Annotated in this window: 17 protein-coding genes; 7 read left to right on the top strand and 10 right to left on the bottom strand. The window is 37.1% G+C overall.

Annotated elements, in window-relative coordinates; translation table 11 throughout:
* Nucleotides 1-352 precede the first annotated feature (352 nt).
* Together ACQKNR_RS12400 and ACQKNR_RS12395 are read left to right on the top strand one after the other, a co-directional pair.
* Nucleotides 353-1,231 carry a cell wall-binding protein EntA gene (locus tag ACQKNR_RS12400; protein ID WP_427318173.1) on the top strand — a complete coding sequence of 293 codons (879 nt, stop codon included), beginning with the start codon at nt 353-355 and terminating at the stop codon, nt 1,229-1,231.
* 85 nt (nt 1,232-1,316) lie between these two features.
* Nucleotides 1,317-1,619, top strand: a complete 303-nt coding sequence (locus tag ACQKNR_RS12395) for a DUF3910 family protein (protein ID WP_427318171.1) — start codon at nt 1,317-1,319, stop codon at nt 1,617-1,619.
* 41 nt (nt 1,620-1,660) lie between these two features.
* Here the strand turns inward: ACQKNR_RS12395 and ACQKNR_RS12390 are convergent, their stop codons facing one another.
* The 3 genes from ACQKNR_RS12390 to ACQKNR_RS12380 are packed head-to-tail and all read right to left on the bottom strand — an operon-like array spanning nt 1,661 to nt 5,094.
* Nucleotides 1,661-3,040, bottom strand: a complete 1,380-nt coding sequence (locus ACQKNR_RS12390) for a zinc ribbon domain-containing protein (protein ID WP_427318434.1) — start codon at nt 3,038-3,040, stop codon at nt 1,661-1,663.
* A gap of 12 nt (nt 3,041-3,052) precedes the next feature.
* Nucleotides 3,053-4,597 carry a zinc ribbon domain-containing protein gene (locus tag ACQKNR_RS12385; protein WP_427318169.1) on the bottom strand — a complete coding sequence of 515 codons (1,545 nt, stop codon included), beginning with the start codon at nt 4,595-4,597 and terminating at the stop codon, nt 3,053-3,055.
* Between the two features lie 5 nt (nt 4,598-4,602).
* Nucleotides 4,603-5,094 (bottom strand): double zinc ribbon domain-containing protein, encoded by a 492-nt coding sequence (locus ACQKNR_RS12380; RefSeq protein ID WP_427318167.1) that lies wholly within the window; start codon nt 5,092-5,094, stop codon nt 4,603-4,605.
* Nucleotides 5,095-5,252: 158 nt separating this feature from the next.
* On the opposite strand from ACQKNR_RS12380, the gene ACQKNR_RS12375 reads away from it, so the two are divergent.
* Together ACQKNR_RS12375 and ACQKNR_RS12370 are read left to right on the top strand one after the other, a co-directional pair.
* Entirely contained in the window at nt 5,253-6,872 is a 1,620-nt protein-coding gene (locus tag ACQKNR_RS12375; protein ID WP_427318165.1) for an SWIM zinc finger family protein, read from the top strand.
* Nucleotides 6,856-9,612, top strand: coding sequence for a DEAD/DEAH box helicase (locus ACQKNR_RS12370; RefSeq protein WP_427318163.1), 2,757 nt, complete (start codon nt 6,856-6,858; stop codon nt 9,610-9,612). The genes ACQKNR_RS12375 and ACQKNR_RS12370 overlap by 17 nt, the downstream gene beginning before the upstream one ends.
* A gap of 107 nt (nt 9,613-9,719) precedes the next feature.
* Here ACQKNR_RS12370 and ACQKNR_RS12365 read toward each other — a convergent pair whose 3' ends face one another.
* Nucleotides 9,720-10,205, bottom strand: a complete 486-nt coding sequence (locus ACQKNR_RS12365) for a VanZ family protein (RefSeq protein WP_427318162.1) — start codon at nt 10,203-10,205, stop codon at nt 9,720-9,722.
* Nucleotides 10,206-10,316: 111 nt separating this feature from the next.
* Here ACQKNR_RS12365 and ACQKNR_RS12360 point away from each other — a divergent pair, with 111 nt between their 5' ends.
* Complete coding sequence (locus ACQKNR_RS12360) at nt 10,317-10,541, top strand: DUF1659 domain-containing protein (RefSeq protein ID WP_427318160.1); 225 nt, start codon at nt 10,317-10,319, stop codon at nt 10,539-10,541.
* Nucleotides 10,542-10,562: 21 nt separating this feature from the next.
* Nucleotides 10,563-10,778 carry a DUF2922 domain-containing protein gene (locus ACQKNR_RS12355; RefSeq protein WP_427318159.1) on the top strand — a complete coding sequence of 72 codons (216 nt, stop codon included), beginning with the start codon at nt 10,563-10,565 and terminating at the stop codon, nt 10,776-10,778.
* Nucleotides 10,779-10,951: 173 nt separating this feature from the next.
* Here the strand turns inward: ACQKNR_RS12355 and ACQKNR_RS12350 are convergent, their stop codons facing one another.
* On the bottom strand, nt 10,952-11,350 hold the full coding sequence (locus tag ACQKNR_RS12350; protein WP_427318157.1) for a DUF4359 domain-containing protein: 399 nt from the start codon (nt 11,348-11,350) through the stop codon (nt 10,952-10,954).
* A gap of 192 nt (nt 11,351-11,542) precedes the next feature.
* On the opposite strand from ACQKNR_RS12350, the gene ACQKNR_RS12345 reads away from it, so the two are divergent.
* On the top strand, nt 11,543-12,022 hold the full coding sequence (locus tag ACQKNR_RS12345; protein ID WP_427318155.1) for a competence protein ComK: 480 nt from the start codon (nt 11,543-11,545) through the stop codon (nt 12,020-12,022).
* An 81-nt stretch (nt 12,023-12,103) separates the two neighbouring features.
* Here the strand turns inward: ACQKNR_RS12345 and ACQKNR_RS12340 are convergent, their stop codons facing one another.
* From ACQKNR_RS12340 to ACQKNR_RS12320, 5 genes are all read right to left on the bottom strand, one after another.
* Entirely contained in the window at nt 12,104-12,574 is a 471-nt protein-coding gene (locus ACQKNR_RS12340; RefSeq protein ID WP_427318153.1) for a sigma-70 family RNA polymerase sigma factor, read from the bottom strand.
* Between the two features lie 220 nt (nt 12,575-12,794).
* Entirely contained in the window at nt 12,795-13,475 is a 681-nt protein-coding gene (locus tag ACQKNR_RS12335) for a Yip1 family protein (protein WP_427318151.1), read from the bottom strand.
* A gap of 118 nt (nt 13,476-13,593) precedes the next feature.
* Nucleotides 13,594-14,793 carry an ABC transporter permease gene (locus ACQKNR_RS12330; protein WP_427318149.1) on the bottom strand — a complete coding sequence of 400 codons (1,200 nt, stop codon included), beginning with the start codon at nt 14,791-14,793 and terminating at the stop codon, nt 13,594-13,596.
* A complete protein-coding gene (locus ACQKNR_RS12325) occupies nt 14,790-15,470 on the bottom strand; it encodes an ABC transporter ATP-binding protein (RefSeq protein ID WP_000631603.1) in 681 nt (226 codons plus the stop codon). Before ACQKNR_RS12325 ends, ACQKNR_RS12330 begins: the two co-directional genes overlap by 4 nt.
* Nucleotides 15,467-16,657, bottom strand: coding sequence for an efflux RND transporter periplasmic adaptor subunit (locus tag ACQKNR_RS12320; RefSeq protein WP_427318147.1), 1,191 nt, complete (start codon nt 16,655-16,657; stop codon nt 15,467-15,469). Before ACQKNR_RS12320 ends, ACQKNR_RS12325 begins: the two co-directional genes overlap by 4 nt.
* Nucleotides 16,658-16,709 lie beyond the last annotated feature (52 nt).

Raw genomic sequence — 16,709 nt, 5'->3', positions numbered from 1 at the left:
TACTAGTATATAGCACATGTTTATAGATTCACAAACGAAATGTTTATGTTTATATAACTATATTACCCATAAAACGGTAAAATACTCAAGGAATGTAACTGTATAGTAATCATCATGTAACATTCTCGTAATATTTTTATTTACGCCGAAAAAAATATGTTGTATTAAATATTTTGAATATAAGTAGAAACCTACTAATCATATAGAATGAAAAACGCTTTCCTATATTCTTGGTTATATTACAGGATATTAACGACTTATTACGAATGGTTTGTAATTGTGTGTTTTCCCCAAATCCGAAAAAATCTGTTGCTATAATGAGGACACGAAAACAAACGCAATGGAGGCTATCATGAAAAAATTAATTGGTATAGCAACAGCAGCAGTTTTTGGTCTTGGGATTTTCACATCATCTGCTAGCGCAGAAACTGTTGTTAAAACAGACGTACTAAACGTACGCGAAAACCCTACTACTGAATCAAAAGTTGTCGGTAAATTACTAAACGGTAATACAATAGATGTTCAAAATACAGAAAACGGATGGTCAAAGGTCAATTTAAATGGTAAAGACGCATTCGTAAGTGCAGAATTTACAAAAAGCATCTACTACGTAACAGCTAACGTATTAAACGTACGTGCTGAAGCGAATACAAACTCTGAAATTCTTGGAACGTTGAAGAAAGACGATATGATTGAAACAACGAACCAAGTACAAAATGAGTGGTTACAATTTGAATATAACGGGAAAACAGCTTACGTTCACGTTCCTTTCTTAACAGGTACAGCACCTGTTATTGAGAAACAAGAAACAACTGCTCCTGCTAAAGCTGAAGCACCAGCTAAGGCTCAAACACCTGCAGCACAAGCAAAACCAGTTGCTAAGCCTGCTGTGAAAGCTGCTGAAACTAGCGAACCATCTAATGGTCGTGAGTTAACAGTTGTAGCTACAGCATATACAGCTCACCCGAGCGAAAATGGCGGCACATATGGTGGCCGTGTATTAACTGCAATGGGTCATGACCTAACAGCGAATCCAAACATGAAAATGATCGCTGTTGACCCGAAAGTAATCCCATTAGGATCTAAAGTATGGGTAGAAGGTTACGGAGAAGCTATCGCTGGAGATACTGGTGGTGCAATTAAAGGTAACCGTATCGACGTTCTGCTTGGATCAGATAGCGCTGCTCAAAAATGGGGACGCAAAACTATTAAAGTGAAAATTTTAAAATAACCAATGACTGCTAAATGACAAGCCAGTTCTCTTTGTTGAGAGCTGGCTTTTATTTTTTTATAATAGCTATAAGGAGGCTATGCCGATGAATATACAAGCAAAAGTAGACTGGATTGGTACCCCCAAACCGTACATATACAAAGATGAAGTAACATATGACGCTACTTCCATTGACTTTTCACTCACAAACGATGACAATCGCTATAAATTAATTGTGCTCAACTCTGAAGGAAATACACATTACAAAATTGTACAATACGGGATAAAACCAGGATCCCAAAAGCCATTTCCTATCGACATTCCATTTGAACAAAACATGTTACCAATGATAGAACAAATAATACATGATCCATATGTACAAGCGATATTAAAGGAAACGCGCTTTTAATCGAAAAAAGGCTATCTCTATAATTGAGATAGCCTTTTTTATTAGCGAGTTGGACCAGATATATCCTCTGATTTCAACGTATTATTTGCACCAAGAGAATGATACAGCATCTTGCCATCTCCATTCACAGTTACGATATGTTCATTATTAAAGCTTTTGAACTTCACAGATCCATCACCGTAACGAATGTGGTACTCTTCATATGTCGTCACTTTATATTTCGTTTCACTTTGACGCTCTACATTACGAATTTCCATCGTTAATAAGTCTTCTGTAATTCCTTTTTTGTGTAAATATTGTACGTAATCACGGTCTTCTTTATACGATTTTCCGCTCTTATCATAATTATTTTCAATTAGACTAAAATCATTTAATGCAATCGCGCGCACATTATCATAAATATGATTTCGTACAAATTCACCAACTGCCGAGCTTGATGTTTCTTTCGGGAATTTTAAATAATATGTGCTTTGATCCCCCACTTTAATGCTTTCAGATTTCATTACACCAAAATCAGTAGTTTTCTCTAAATGCACTTCTACTGTTTCATCTGTCGATACAGGACCAAGATTATAACTTCCGTAAGTTAATTTCCCACGTTTTTTACCGTTCACAAATACAGTTGCGTCACTTTCATCAGAAGAAATGGTTACATACTTTCCTTCAAGTGATAAATCCACTTCTACTTTTCCACTCTTTTCATCTGCTAAATCTACTTCTTTCTCTGTTTCTAATTCAGTAAGTTCTGTCTTCGCCGTTGCCTTTACAGCATACGTACCTGGGAAGTATGGCCCTAGTTCTTTCGAAGTTTTATCGCTAGAAAGTGCTGTTTCTTTTTTATCATTCACATATATTTCAGCATTCTTTGCAGTTGTGCTAACGCTCATATAATAAGATTTCATGCTGAACTTATACTTCGGATATAAGAACCACTCTTTTCCCTCTTCTACAATTTGCCCATCTTTAAAGGATGCTTTATCTTGTGTTAACTTTTGATCTACAGTCTCTTTCTGTAAATAAGAGAGTAATTCTTTATTATAAGACGGATTCTCTTTTAAATACTGTATGTACGCCTTAATATCTTCTGTCTTAATCTTTAAACTTGGATCTTCCGCTTTCACAAACATATCAATTGCATCGATATCTTTCTTTTGGAATGCTTCAATCATTACATTCACTTGCTTTTCTTTTGAAAACTTATATGCTCCAAATTTATATGCCCCAAATAATAAAGCCGCAATTATGACGAAACCAATAATCAAAAATAAATTTTTCTTACTTTTCACTGGTTTTGTCTCACTTTGTACTTCCACGTATGAAGCGGCATTGTTATCGGCAATTTCTTCGACTTTATTTCCACACTCAGGACAAAAGTTCAAATGATCTGCAACCTGCCTATTACATGTTCCACAAAACTTCAACATGCTCTCCCCCTATTTTTTAGCTAATTTCATTCCAGCGAATGCCGCTGCATATGTCACTATAAAACTAAACAAAGTTAAATATACAAATGAATTTTGCATAGATAGTACAGTACCGCTTGCTCCAAATAAATTCATAACATTTCCTGAAACATCAATTTGGAATTTAGAAATGATGTTCATTACAATCATCATAATTGTGTAAGAACCACTACATACCGCTAACGAGATATACATATTCGCTGTTGGTAATTTCGCTAATTTTCTTCCCGCTCTAAACATAAGGAACAATGGAATAATAAGCAGTAATAAACCATAATGGAATACGTTATTCACTTCATCAAATGCAGCAAGGCTTTCCTGATTCGCTCCTTTTGAAATCATTATCTCTCTAACTTCTACGTCATTTACAGAGATGCCTGATATAAATGAAAACGATAATGTGTTCTCAGATGATTTCTTACCTATTCCAGTAAGTTCCCTACTAAGTGCTGGACTAGAAACTTCTAACGGAGCAAAATGAGCCATACTCCATAATTGAGGTGTTAACTCTAATGCTAATAATGTACTTTCAGTTTTTGAAGTTGTCATTTCTTTTAATGGTTCAATACTGTCTTCCTTACTTACTAACGCCATAATACAAACCACTACTGCTGTTACGAAAAGTCCTTTTATCATGGCTGAAATACCGTAATAAACAGACGCTCCATATGGCATTAACTCTTGAAATGCTGCTGCCATATTGTTTTTGCTTGTATGAGCAATAAATCCTATTAAAGTAAATAACGTCCCGCATACAAAACCACTCAATAAGCACTTGACCGTTGAATAACCAACTGTAATCTTACCTGCATCTGAGAATGGAATTGCAAAAGATTGTGATGCTACAAAGCTTATAATAAATAAAAAGACGCCATAAATAATACCAACCGTTACTGCTATAAAAATTTGATCTTTAATCGTTTTTGCAACACGCTGTTTTCCTAACCATATTCCTGTTCCAGCGAAAATGATAAATGGAATGATTAATAATAATGTAAATGGAGTATGCCAAGATAAAGATAATATCAATTCACTATCGTCACCGGCTGTAAAACCAAGTAAATGGTAACTTAACAACGTAGAAGTCGCACTTGCATAAAAGCTTGGCAGCATTTCTAACTCTTTCGCAAATTTACTAAACATCTCACTTAATATAGAAGCAAATAATACACTACCAATCCAGCCAGCAATTAGCATGAGAATACTTGCAACAGCACCACCAATAACACCTGTTTTTAAAACAGCTTTATCTGCTGTAAATTCAACTTTAGGAGCACCATCCATCGTAGGTAATTTTACAGTTTGTTCTTTTTTCTTCACAACAAATAAAGAATGCCCACACTTTTGACAATATAAATTTTGCTGAGCATTTTCATTACCACAACCTTTGCAGTATGTAGCAGCATCTTGTTCTAGTGTTATGGCATCTATAGCTCCCGCAATCTCCATACTCCCTTCATTCGGGCAATAATTTACCTCTTCACCATGTTGTTTTCCACATGTGCGACAATACATTCTATTCACTCCCCACTTTGCTTAATTCCACAAACCGGACAGTAAGTAGAGTTTTCATCGATATCCTCATTACATGCAATACAATTTGCCATTTCACCGTCATTTTCTACTGCTAACATCGGATTAGGCTTTCCACATGAACCACAAAACTTATCATTCATTGATAAAAATCCACCACATTCACATGTAGCTTTTTCACCTTGCTGTTTTTGCAACTCAACAATGCGTTTTCTTGCTTGATAAATCGCCACATCAAACTCTTGAACTGGAGCAATCATTTCTTTTAAGCTCTCTTCATTTACTCCATTTCCTCTTAACTGAACGTACACCTGCTGTCCAAGCTCTAATAAAATCTCTGCTTTTTTCTGCATTTGCACTTGCATACCTTTTTTCAATTGAGCAATTTCTTGTGCAACTTGCAACTTCATCTTCCCTTGCTCTATTCCTTCTTGTAACTTATTCATTCCACTGCCTAATTTCGTCTGTAAATCTGACAAATCAATTCTCCTCCTATACGGATATGGTAATATATAAAATTAACATTTTATATATTACCATGATTTTCAAGCAATGTAATCTAAATTTCATTTTTTCTGTTTTGAGCGTTTTTTGTTTATAATGGTAAAGGAAAGAAATATGTGTACGGAGGAATATTATGCTGCAACACTCAATTACGAAAGATGAAATTATGATGATTGCGAATGAGTTCGTTCAAGGACTAGATCCACAGCAAGAAGCTGATCAGGAACATGTCGCTACAGCTCGGCACCTATATCGTAGTGGTGTTGTTTATAACGTTGATTTCGATGGCTATACGCTATCTGGAACTGTAGATGCGGAAGGCAGTGTATATAGCGTTCATATCCCGATTCGTAATGTCGCTGAAAGCTATTGCGATTGTTTCGCACCAACACAGTGTGAGCATATGCTCGCTGTGTTATTATCTGCAGCGTCTAGTTTCGGGCAAGTAGGAGATGTATTAACTTTATTTAAAAATAATACGAAACCTTCCCTTCCTCCTATTCGAACTGCAAGACAAGTATTGCAATCATCAGCTTTTGAAGAAACCGATTATAAAAGTTGGCAATCGTATTTTGAAAACGAATATGAATCATTTAAAAAAGAACAAGCTCGGCTTACTTATAAACAAATGTATTTTCTTATGAGTATCTTTACAGACTTCTATACGAAACTCGAGCGGAAAGCCCCTCGTGTTATTGCGATACATGAATTGTTTAAGCTACACGCGGCACTTTATTGCTTTCAAAAATTATTAGAAGAAATTCAAGCATTCGAAGTAAACAAAACGTATTCTTACCACCAACCGGTTAACGTCGTTCGCCTATTTGTAGATAAAGTTGAAGCAATCGTTCGGGACTTACAATCAGAAGCAATCCCTTCAGAGTCTGAGCAGATTTTACAAGAAACAGCTCGTCTCGTTCACGAAGTATTCTTCTCCACCGACGCCTATACACAAGAGCGATTTTTCATTTATCGTCACATATGGAGTGAACTCTTAAACAATAAAAAGCAACTGCAAGAAGAAGAAAAACGAATCGATTCGAAAATCAATCCACTTTCCAAAGCATTAGCATCTTCTCATCTACTCTTTTTAAATGACGAAGACCTACTAGCAATGGACTTACTAAAAAAACAGCCTGCTTCTGTTGTAAGTCTTTACTTCTATTGGTTAGAAGAACTATTAAATGCAATGCAGTGGGATCGCGGGAAAAACTGGCTTTCCTTTACGTATAAACAAGTAAAGCAAACGATACACGAGCACGAAAATACAATCTTCATAAAAGATATCGTTCGGTTATTTGTAATCATGTACGAAACATATGCAACACATACAAATGAACAAGCTGGATTCGAAATGATTTTGCAAGAACTATTGCCATATAGTTTCGCAAACTATGAACAATACGTACTCGCGAAAAAACAGTATCGCACATGGGCAGAACTTCATCTCTTATATGGATTTGAAGCAATTGAACTGTTGAAAGAACCACTGAAAGATATTGAAAAAGAAGCGCCAGAAGCAGTACTTCCTCTCTATCATCTTGCTGCTGTCCAAGCAATTGAAGAGCGTAATCGCAAATCATATAGACGTGCAGTTCGTTACTTAAAGAAATTACGTACATTATATAAACGATTAAAGCGCACCGATGAATGGGATGCTTTCATTATTCACATCGCCAATCTACATTCACGTCTGCGTGCACTACAAGAGGAATTACGGAAAGGAAAATTAATCGATGATCAATCAAACTGAAGTAACAATTAGGCTCCAGCATGTTAGTCAAGGTTGGTTCCTTTGGGGAGAAGATGACAGCGGTACTCCATTATCCGTAACAAGTTGGAAACGAAATGCATTTACATGGCACTCCACTTCCTTCTACGGCACGTTTCTAAAAGAAGCAACCTTTGAAGGGAAACAAGGTGTTATGCTAACAAACGCACAAGCATTTGAATACATCGCAAACAAACCGATGAACTCCTTTGCACATATTCAAATGAATGGCCCTATTACAGCACTTACGAAAGATGCAAATGAATTATGGGATGCATTTGTAACCGGTAGCTTCGTACCCGATATGGAACGTTGGTCTCAGCAACCATCTTGGAAAGTTCAAAATACACCAATCGAAGATGACACATTAGCATCCCTTTTCTCGACCGCAGTCAATGAAAGTATCTTACAAGATAACCGTTCAAATGACGGATGGGAAGATGCTAAAAGGCTATATGAACATTATGACTTTACGAAAAGACAGTTGGAAGCAGCGCTACATGAAGAAGATTGGCTTCGAAAAATTGGTTACATTGAAGATGACCTTCCGTTTACAATTGGCCTAAGACTGCAAGAACCGCAAGAAGAATTTGAAATGTGGAAGCTTGAGACCATTGTGACACCAAAGCGCGGGGCACATCGCATATATGTATATGAAAACATCGATTCCTTACCGAAAAGATGGCACGATTATGAAGAACGTATTATGGAAACGCAAGAAGGATTTAGTAAGCTCGTACCGTGGTTAAAAGAAGATGATACGTTCCGAAATGAACTCTTTGAAACGGAAGCGTGGAACTTCTTAACAGAAGCAAGCAACGAATTACTCGCAGCAGGTATTACAATTTTATTACCATCATGGTGGCAAAATTTAAAAGCTACAAAACCGAAATTACGTGTACAGCTGAAGCAAAATGCAGCACAAACGCAATCTTTCTTCGGCATGAATACGCTCGTTAATTTTGACTGGCGCATTTCAACGAACGGCATTGATTTATCAGAAAGTGAATTTTTCGAACTCGTTGAACAAAACAAACGTCTATTCAACATAAACGGTCAATGGATGCGACTAGATCCAGCCTTTATTGAGGAAGTAAGAAAACTAATGAATCGTGCCGATAAATACGGACTAGAGATGAAAGATGTCCTTCAGCAACATTTATCAAATACGGCCGAAACAGAGATTGTAGAAGAAGATAGTCCGTTTACTGATATTGAAATTGAACTAGACGGATATTATGAAGAGCTATTCCAAAAGCTATTGCACATTGGAGATATCCCAAAAGTAGATGTCCCTTCTTCACTAAACGCAACACTCCGTCCGTATCAACAACATGGCATAGAGTGGCTATTATATTTACGAAAACTTGGATTTGGAGCATTATTAGCCGACGATATGGGGCTTGGGAAAAGTATTCAAACGATTACTTACTTACTTTATGCAAAAGAAAACAACCTCAAAACAGGCCCTGCATTAATTGTGGCGCCGACATCCGTCCTTGGAAATTGGCAAAAAGAATTTGAGCGTTTCGCACCAAATTTACGTGTCCAATTACATTACGGAGGCAACCGTAGCAAGGGAGAAGCATTTAAAGACTTCCTTCAATCGGCAGATGTTGTATTAACATCTTATGCATTAGCTCAGCTTGATGAGGAAGAACTTACTTCGTTATGCTGGGACGCTGTTATTTTGGATGAGGCACAAAATATTAAGAACCCACATACGAAACAGTCGAAAGCAGTACGAAACTTACAGGCAAATCACAAAATCGCTTTAACCGGGACACCGATGGAAAACCGACTTGCCGAGCTTTGGTCTATTTTCGACTTTATTAATCATGGATATCTCGGCAGCTTAGGGCAATTCCAGCGCCGCTTCGTCACACCGATTGAAAAAGATCGAGATGAAGGAAAAATCCAGCAGGTTCAACGTTTTATCTCACCATTTTTATTGCGTCGAACGAAGAAAGATCAAACAGTCGCATTAAACTTGCCAGATAAGCAAGAACAGAAAGCTTACTGTCCGCTGACTGGTGAACAAGCTTCCTTATACGAACAACTTGTTCAAGATACATTACAAAATGTAGAAGGATTAAGCGGGATTGAACGTCGCGGGTTTATATTACTTATGCTGAATAAACTGAAGCAAATTTGTAATCACCCTGCTCTTTATTTAAAAGAAACAGAACCGAAAAACATCGTCGAACGTTCTATGAAAACAAAAACGTTAATGGAACTCATCGAAAACATAAAGGATCAAAACGAAAGCTGTTTAATCTTTACTCAATATATCGACATGGGGAACATGCTAAAAAGTGTATTAGAAGAGACATTCGGTCAGCGCGTCCTCTTCTTAAATGGTAGTGTACCGAAGAAAGAGCGGGACAAGATGATCGAGCAGTTCCAAAACGGAACGTATGATATTTTCATCCTATCATTAAAAGCTGGCGGAACAGGATTAAACTTAACTGCTGCCAACCATGTCATTCACTACGATCGTTGGTGGAATCCAGCTGTAGAAAATCAAGCAACGGACCGTGCATATCGCATTGGTCAAAAACGATTCGTTCATGTTCATAAACTCATTACAACAGGAACATTGGAAGAGAAAATTGATGAAATGTTAGAACGAAAACAATCACTAAACAACGCTGTCATTACAAGTGATAGTTGGATGACTGAACTTTCAACAGACGAACTAAAAGAATTACTTGGTGTATAATTAATCAGTAGAGGTTTTGTCCCCCCCACTGATGATTAGTTGAACCAATCGGGCTTTTACTGCCCGTTAATGTGGGATAAACAAAAGGAGCAAATCTCGAAATGAGGTTAGCTCCTTTTTCTATTCCAAAACCAATTACTTATTATAATCCCCGTTAATCCGCCGCACGTATCAAGTAATGAATCTTGCCACATTGGTGTACGGTCTCCCGTAAACCATTGATGGATTTCGTCAAATGTTGCATATCCGGCAACGAAAAGGAGGGCGTATATAAAACATCTTTTTCTCGAATAACCCGATCGATGAAAAGCGTAATATATCAATGAACCAAGCATAAAGAACACCATAAAATGAGCACCTTTACGAAGGAAAAACTCAATAAATCCGCCCACACCTTTATTTGCAATACTAACAGGTGTACCTCCACCATAATCGATAGATACCCATGAAAAATGCTCTTTCACAAACTCAACATTTACATATTGTTCAATATCCGAGCGCATATCCTGCTTTTTATATGGCTGTGCTGAAGAATAGAAAATCATCCCCATCCATAGTAATACAGGAATCCAAAATAACCATTTACGATTCATTCTTCCGAAAACTCCTCTCTTAATCTTTTAAGAGTACCAAAAAAAAGAAAAAATTTCACGCCAAAACATGACATCTGCACCCTATTTATAAAGTGAAAGGGGGTGATAAACATGGCAGTTGAAACAATCGTAATGGACTTAACTTTACGTCTTGTATTAAACAACGGATTAGATAAGAACGGAAAAACAATTTTCAAAAACAAACAATTCAAACGCGTTAAAACAAACGCAGATTTAGAGCAAGTACACAAAGTAGCTCGTGCCCTTGCATCCTTACAAGCATCATCACTTCACGCTGTACAACTTGTTAGCACTTCAGATCTTTCTAACCTATAAGTGAAAAGGAGGGAATAACGCATGCAAGTACTAGAATTAATTTTCGCGAAACAAGATGGAAAAACAGTTGTTTTTTCTATCGATAAGCCTATCACACCCGTCGATCCACAAGTCGTAAATCAAGTAATGGATACAATCCTTTCCTCATCTGTATTTTCATCAATTGATGAAAATACCCGAAAAAAAGGAGCGCGTCTCGTAGAAAAAAATGTATCCGAAGTTCCAATTACTCTATAAAGTGAACCTTTAATCAATGGGGTTTTGTTCATCCCCCACTGATTATTAGCCCACACCAATCGGGCATTTACGGGCAGCCCGACTCCCACCTAACTTCTTTTCTCCGGCCGAATTTTGAGGTAGGAGTCTTACTGGCCACGAATAACGGGATAAATAAAAAAGACGAATCTGCATCATTTTGCAGATTCGTCTTTTTTCTTCGGCATTTCAATCGGAATAAATATCTTTGAAAAACCGACGCATACATATTTATAGTTCTCTCCACCTAAATCGAACTCGGTCGTATATGTTGAGAAGAAAATATAATCATTTCGCTTCGTATAATGATCGATTAATAACCCAACTTGTGGCTCAACATACTTTTTCGCCAACTTCTTACCCGCCGATGCTAAGTCACCGAGGAGACCCTCTTCATTTTCTTTTTGAACCTCGTCTAGTTTCTTACTCACATCATTACGCTTCATAAACTGCTTCGCTGCCCAATCCGTATATTCTCCTTTACTCGGATTACTATTTGCTAAATATACTAGAAGAACAACAGCTAGAGCTATAATAATATACTTTTTCTTCATGCTATATCACCGCCTACTCTTTTCTATTTTCATATATATGTACAAGCGATGCAAATTAGAAAAACTATCACATATTGATTGTAAACGAATGACCAAAATTTACAATACGAAACAAAAGATTAACAATTTATTTACTTAATTCGTATATAATTATATTATGAATATAAATTTTATAAGGGAGGATTTAGAATTATGAATCATGAAAGTGATATTTTTATTTCTAGTTCTACAATGATGCTCGAGCCATGTAAACACCCTTATTACCGCACAAAAATTACCGACAGTAGTGGGAATCATCTTTACTCCCACCAAACTGCCCTCCAGCTCATACAGAAATCTTGTCTAACAGATATTTATTCTACTTATCAGGGCAGACGTAATGCAGTCCAAGCAAAATTTAAGTTCAAACAAAATGTCCCGATTCCAATTAATCACAGAGAATATATTTGTGCTTTCCCGACAGAATCTCCTGCTTCTCCAAACTGTATTTGGCTGTTCTATAGCCATATAAATCAACTAGAGTTTTTCAAAAAAACAAAAAAAACTAAAATTTATTTTTCAAACGGCGCTACCGTAACGATACAAATTAGTTCCCATAAATTAAATCAGCAATTTTGGAAAGCTGGATATGTATTATCCCAAATGAATATGCAAGATTCACTGCACCCATAAAACCTCATACCTCATTTACTACCTTAAAACAAATAGAATGGAAGGTAATATTTTCTGTACCTTCCATTCTATTTATTATTTTTATCCCCTTACACTATCTCGCATTTTCTCAAGCGCCTGTCGATATAACCATCTCGTTTGATAGTACGTCATCCCCATTTCATAGGCTATCTCCCCCATCTTTTTCCCTACAAAGAATCGTTCTGAAATAATATGCCTCTCCCTCTCATTTAACACACTCATAAAATCCTGTGCTCTCATTCCCGTATCTTCGGACTCAAATCGTTCATCATACTCTCCAACACATACATACCTCTCTTGCACCACACATTCTTTCTTCAACCTCTCTAATATATAACCACGCACCGTTACAACTGCATAAGCAGGGAAACTCCCTTTCTCTGCATCATACCTTTCATACGCATACCAAAGACCGAGTAAACCACATTGAAAATACTCTTCATAATCTTGATAAATGCTTAGCTTCCTTATTTGATTTACAATCATTCCTTCATACAATACAACCGTCTCTGTAAAAGTCGCTGGCTTCACATCGTACCTATTTCTAAAAGGTATACCTCTTTGTTATTCCGCGGTACCTTTACAATATAAGAAGGAAAGGGAACTTTCATTGTCGGCAAATTCAAATACTACTATCCAAATTTGAAATTACACTAGGCAGTATTTGAAATTCTGTTGGTGGTATTTGAAATAAGGGTAAAAATAAAAAAGGTGACTCCCTTGAAGAGTCACCTTTTTCTAATAGAACAAATTATTCACCAAATTTCGGAGCGAGACCACTTAAACTACTAAATCCAACTGAAAGGATAAAGAAAATAACAATTAAAATGGTTGCTTGTTTTTTGCTTAGTCCTGCTGTAATGTGTAAGCCTAATCCCATTACAACGAGTCCCCAAATATTAAAGATTTCGAATGAAGAAGCGATACCATGAGCAACTGTATGTGGTTCAAATAAAGTTGCTAAACTTGTATAAGACGTTTCAATATCGCCTCCAAGAATCATTCTAATGATAAAGTTCACAATTGCACCTAAAATTGAAATTGTATATGTGTAGACATAAATAGATAATAATTTCATGTATGAAGTATCATTGCTCATAAACATCATAATTACTTTATAAATAGCTGCCGCAACGAAGAACCAAATCGCAGTACCAAATATTCCACCAACAATACCCATTCCTATTGCAAAGTAACCAACCACTTTAGCCGCTTCAGCATCGGTTACCTTACCCATTACATCAGGATGATTCATTGCTTGATACATACCGATTCCTGTAATTACAGCTGTTAGTATTACAAAGAGAAAGAATGCACCCCAAACTGGACTTTTCGCCTTCATCCTTTCAAACTGTAAGCCAGGAGATGTGATCATTCCAAACAATGACGGCTTCTCTCCGCCAACTTTTTGCGTGTTCATATTCGCTTCCATTATAACGCCTCCTTCTATTTATATAACCCGTTCTAACGGGCGGTTCACATCCTCTTCTAAGCTAGAGGCTACGAACCGCCCACTAGAACGGTAATGTGCAGTTCTACTACACTATTAATTACTCATAACGAAGTGCTTCAATTGGATCTAACTTCGCAGCTTTGTTCGCTGGAATTAATCCGAAAATAATACCAAGTGTCATAGAGAATAGTACTCCTCCTACAACAACTTCCCATGAAACGAGCGGTGGCCATTTTGCGAATGTGGAAACAATATATGCCCCGCCATATCCAAGACCAATTCCAATTAAACCACCTAGAAGCGTTAACATAACGGCTTCAATTAAAAACTGTAATAAAATTTTACTACGCGTTGCTCCAAGTGCTTTACGTATCCCAATTTCACGCGTACGCTCCGTTACAGATACGAGCATAATATTCATAACACCAATACCACCAACGACTAGTGAAATACCAGCGATACCGCCAATGATCATCGTCATAATGTTAGTAACTTTAGAAACACCTTCTTGGAATTCTTTTAAGTTTACCAATTCATATTTACCTGGAATATCGCTTGGCTTACGACCATTTAATACATCAATAGCTTTTTTCCCAGCTACTTCTAAATCGTCTACATTTTTAGATTGAATTGCGATACTTTGAATATCATCTGTTCCGTATAAAACAGGCCATAAAGTGAGAGGAATTAACATTTCCTCAGCCTCAAATCCCATAATTTCATTATCTGATTTATAGACACCAATAATTTGCATCGGTTGTCCTTTCATTTCAATAATTTTTCCTACTGGATTTTCATCTTTAAATAACGTCTCTTCTGTTTTCGTACTAATCATCACAACGTTATTTCCTTGTGAAATATCAGATTCGTTTAATGAACGGCCTTTGACCACCTTCACTTTATTTACTTCAAAATACTCACTATCAAGTCCAATAACATTAATCATTGACTTTTTATCATTAATATCCATTGTTTCCATCGTATTATTCGTCGTAATAACATGAGAAACATCTTTAATTTGCTTTACTTCCATAATATCTTCTTCTGTTAATTTCGGGACTTGATGCCCTCCCATACTAAACTCATCATTAATATCTGGTTTAAACTGAATTGGCATAAGGTTATTACCAGAACCAGCGATTTTTGACTTCAACATCGCTTCCCCGCCTTGCCCAATCGCAACGACAGTAATAATAGAACCAACGCCGATAATAATACCGAGCATCGTAAGAGCAGAGCGTAGCTTATGAGCTAAAATAGAAGATAAGGCAATCTTTATACTATCTAGTAAACTCATACTGCACACCTTCTATCTTCTGTAACTTTCCCGTCTCGCAGTACAATGCGGCGGGAAGAATACGCTGCTACTTCCTCTTCATGCGTAACCATAACAATCGTTGTACCTTCTGCATTTAGCTTTGTGAAAATATCCATAACTTGCTCACCAGACTTCGTATCAAGCGCCCCTGTAGGCTCATCCGCCATAATGAACGTTGGATTATTCGCAATCGCCCTTGCAATCGCTACACGTTGCTTCTGTCCACCTGATAACTCATTCGGTAAATGATGCACGCGGTCTGCTAATCCAACTTTACCTAGTGCCTCCAAAGCACGTTTGCGGCGCTCAGCTTTCTTCACGCCACCATATACGAGCGGAAGCTCAACATTTTCCACTGCTGAAAGACGCGGCAGCAAATTAAAATGCTGGAACACAAAGCCGATATATTCATTACGAATTAAAGCAAGCTTTGACTCGTCTGCTGTTAAGATATTCACGTCATTCAGCATATATTCGCCTTCTGTTGGACGATCCAAACAACCGATAATATTCATAAGCGTTGATTTACCAGAACCAGACGGTCCCATAATAGAAACAAACTCACCACTTTGAATCGTTAAACTAATACCATGTAAAATCGGCACTGCCAATTTACCTTGATAATATGTTTTAGCAATATGATTTAACGTAATCATTTCTCTTTCACTTCCATTCCGTCATACACGTTGTCGGAAGGATTTTTAACCACCTTTTGCCCCACTGTTGCGCCTTCAACAATCTCTGTCCAATCTCCATCAGTAGCACCTTTTTTCACATTTTGTTTACGAAGCTTTCCTTTCTCTTCGATATAAACAAATGCATCTTCGCCTTTTTCTACAATGCTCTTACTTGGCACAGCAATCATCGTCTTATTCTCTAAATTTACTTGTAACGAAACGTGATAACCCGGAGATAAACCTTCTTGACTATCAAGGCTTGCTTTATATGTATATTGAGACATATTTTGAGTCGCTTCGCCTAAACCGCCAGCTTGAGCCATCTCTGCACTTGTTGGGAATTCGCTTACTTCTGTAATCTTCCCTGTCCACTTCTTCTTATTATTTGCTTTCGCCGTTACAGTAAACGTTTGATCCTTTTGAATTTGTGACTTCTGAAGCTCTGTTAATGTCCCTTGAATTTGGAACGGATCTTTAGAAGCTACTTGTAAGAAGGCTTTCCCTTGACCACCTAACGCTTGAGATGAACTTTGCGCCGCATCTTTATCTAACTTTTGTACAACACCAGCGAAATTACTATAAATCGTAAGCTCGTTCTGCTTTTTATTTAACTCTTCTTTTTGTAACTTCCCTTTCTCTTTCTCAAGGTCAGTTGTCTTCTGTGTCATTTCTAACTCACTTACTTGCTCTTCCATCGGATCTGTTACTTCTTTCCCAGCTCCGCTATCTTTCGCCTTCTTAATTTCTTTCTTCAACGAATCAATCTTCTTTTTCCCTTGATCATAACGCATATCCGCCATCTTCTGATCAAGCTCAGCTTGCTTCATTTGCAAATTAATTTCTTCATTATCATAAGAGAATAATTTCGTTCCCTTCTCTACCTCTTGCCCTTCTTTCACTTCAATATCTTTCACTTTTCCTTTAGTCGGATCCGCATAGAAACTTTCAATATTCCCAGGCTTCACCTGACCAGAAATTAACTTCGTATTATTCAGCTTACGCTCTGTCACTTTCTCGAAACTTACAGCATCCGTATTCGCTGCGCCCTTCTTCTTACCTTGCATAATAAAAATATTAACCGCTGCTACAATAACAATTAGTGCAATAACCCCGACAATAATCCATTTCTTCTTCTTGTTTGGAGTACGAACCGTATTTGGTAACATATTCTCGCTCCTTTTATAGCTTAATAGTTTAATAAACATTCGAATTGTATAA

Origin of the sequence: Bacillus sp. NPDC094077, from assembly GCF_050279465.1 — a bacterium.
In the GTDB taxonomy this organism is placed as follows: domain Bacteria; phylum Bacillota; class Bacilli; order Bacillales; family Bacillaceae_G; genus Bacillus_A.
This window is presented reverse-complemented; position numbering and strand designations above follow the sequence as displayed.

Bases quoted from the DNA above. Each gene is read 5' to 3' on its own strand.
- ACQKNR_RS12400 (WP_427318173.1), top strand. From the start codon at position 353: ATGAAAAAATTAATTGGTATAGCAACAGCAGCAGTTTTTGGTCTTGGG.
- ACQKNR_RS12395 (WP_427318171.1), top strand. From the start codon at position 1,317: ATGAATATACAAGCAAAAGTAGACTGGATTGGTACCCCCAAACCGTAC.
- ACQKNR_RS12385 (WP_427318169.1), bottom strand. From the start codon at position 4,597: ATGTATTGTCGCACATGTGGAAAACAACATGGTGAAGAGGTAAATTAT.
- ACQKNR_RS12375 (WP_427318165.1), top strand. From the start codon at position 5,253: ATGCTGCAACACTCAATTACGAAAGATGAAATTATGATGATTGCGAAT.
- ACQKNR_RS12370 (WP_427318163.1), top strand. From the start codon at position 6,856: ATGATCAATCAAACTGAAGTAACAATTAGGCTCCAGCATGTTAGTCAA.
- ACQKNR_RS12365 (WP_427318162.1), bottom strand. From the start codon at position 10,205: ATGAATCGTAAATGGTTATTTTGGATTCCTGTATTACTATGGATGGGG.
- ACQKNR_RS12360 (WP_427318160.1), top strand. From the start codon at position 10,317: ATGGCAGTTGAAACAATCGTAATGGACTTAACTTTACGTCTTGTATTA.
- ACQKNR_RS12355 (WP_427318159.1), top strand. From the start codon at position 10,563: ATGCAAGTACTAGAATTAATTTTCGCGAAACAAGATGGAAAAACAGTT.
- ACQKNR_RS12350 (WP_427318157.1), bottom strand. From the start codon at position 11,350: ATGAAGAAAAAGTATATTATTATAGCTCTAGCTGTTGTTCTTCTAGTA.
- ACQKNR_RS12345 (WP_427318155.1), top strand. From the start codon at position 11,543: ATGAATCATGAAAGTGATATTTTTATTTCTAGTTCTACAATGATGCTC.
- ACQKNR_RS12335 (WP_427318151.1), bottom strand. From the start codon at position 13,475: ATGGAAGCGAATATGAACACGCAAAAAGTTGGCGGAGAGAAGCCGTCA.
- ACQKNR_RS12330 (WP_427318149.1), bottom strand. From the start codon at position 14,793: ATGAGTTTACTAGATAGTATAAAGATTGCCTTATCTTCTATTTTAGCT.
- ACQKNR_RS12325 (WP_000631603.1), bottom strand. From the start codon at position 15,470: ATGATTACGTTAAATCATATTGCTAAAACATATTATCAAGGTAAATTG.
- ACQKNR_RS12320 (WP_427318147.1), bottom strand. From the start codon at position 16,657: ATGTTACCAAATACGGTTCGTACTCCAAACAAGAAGAAGAAATGGATT.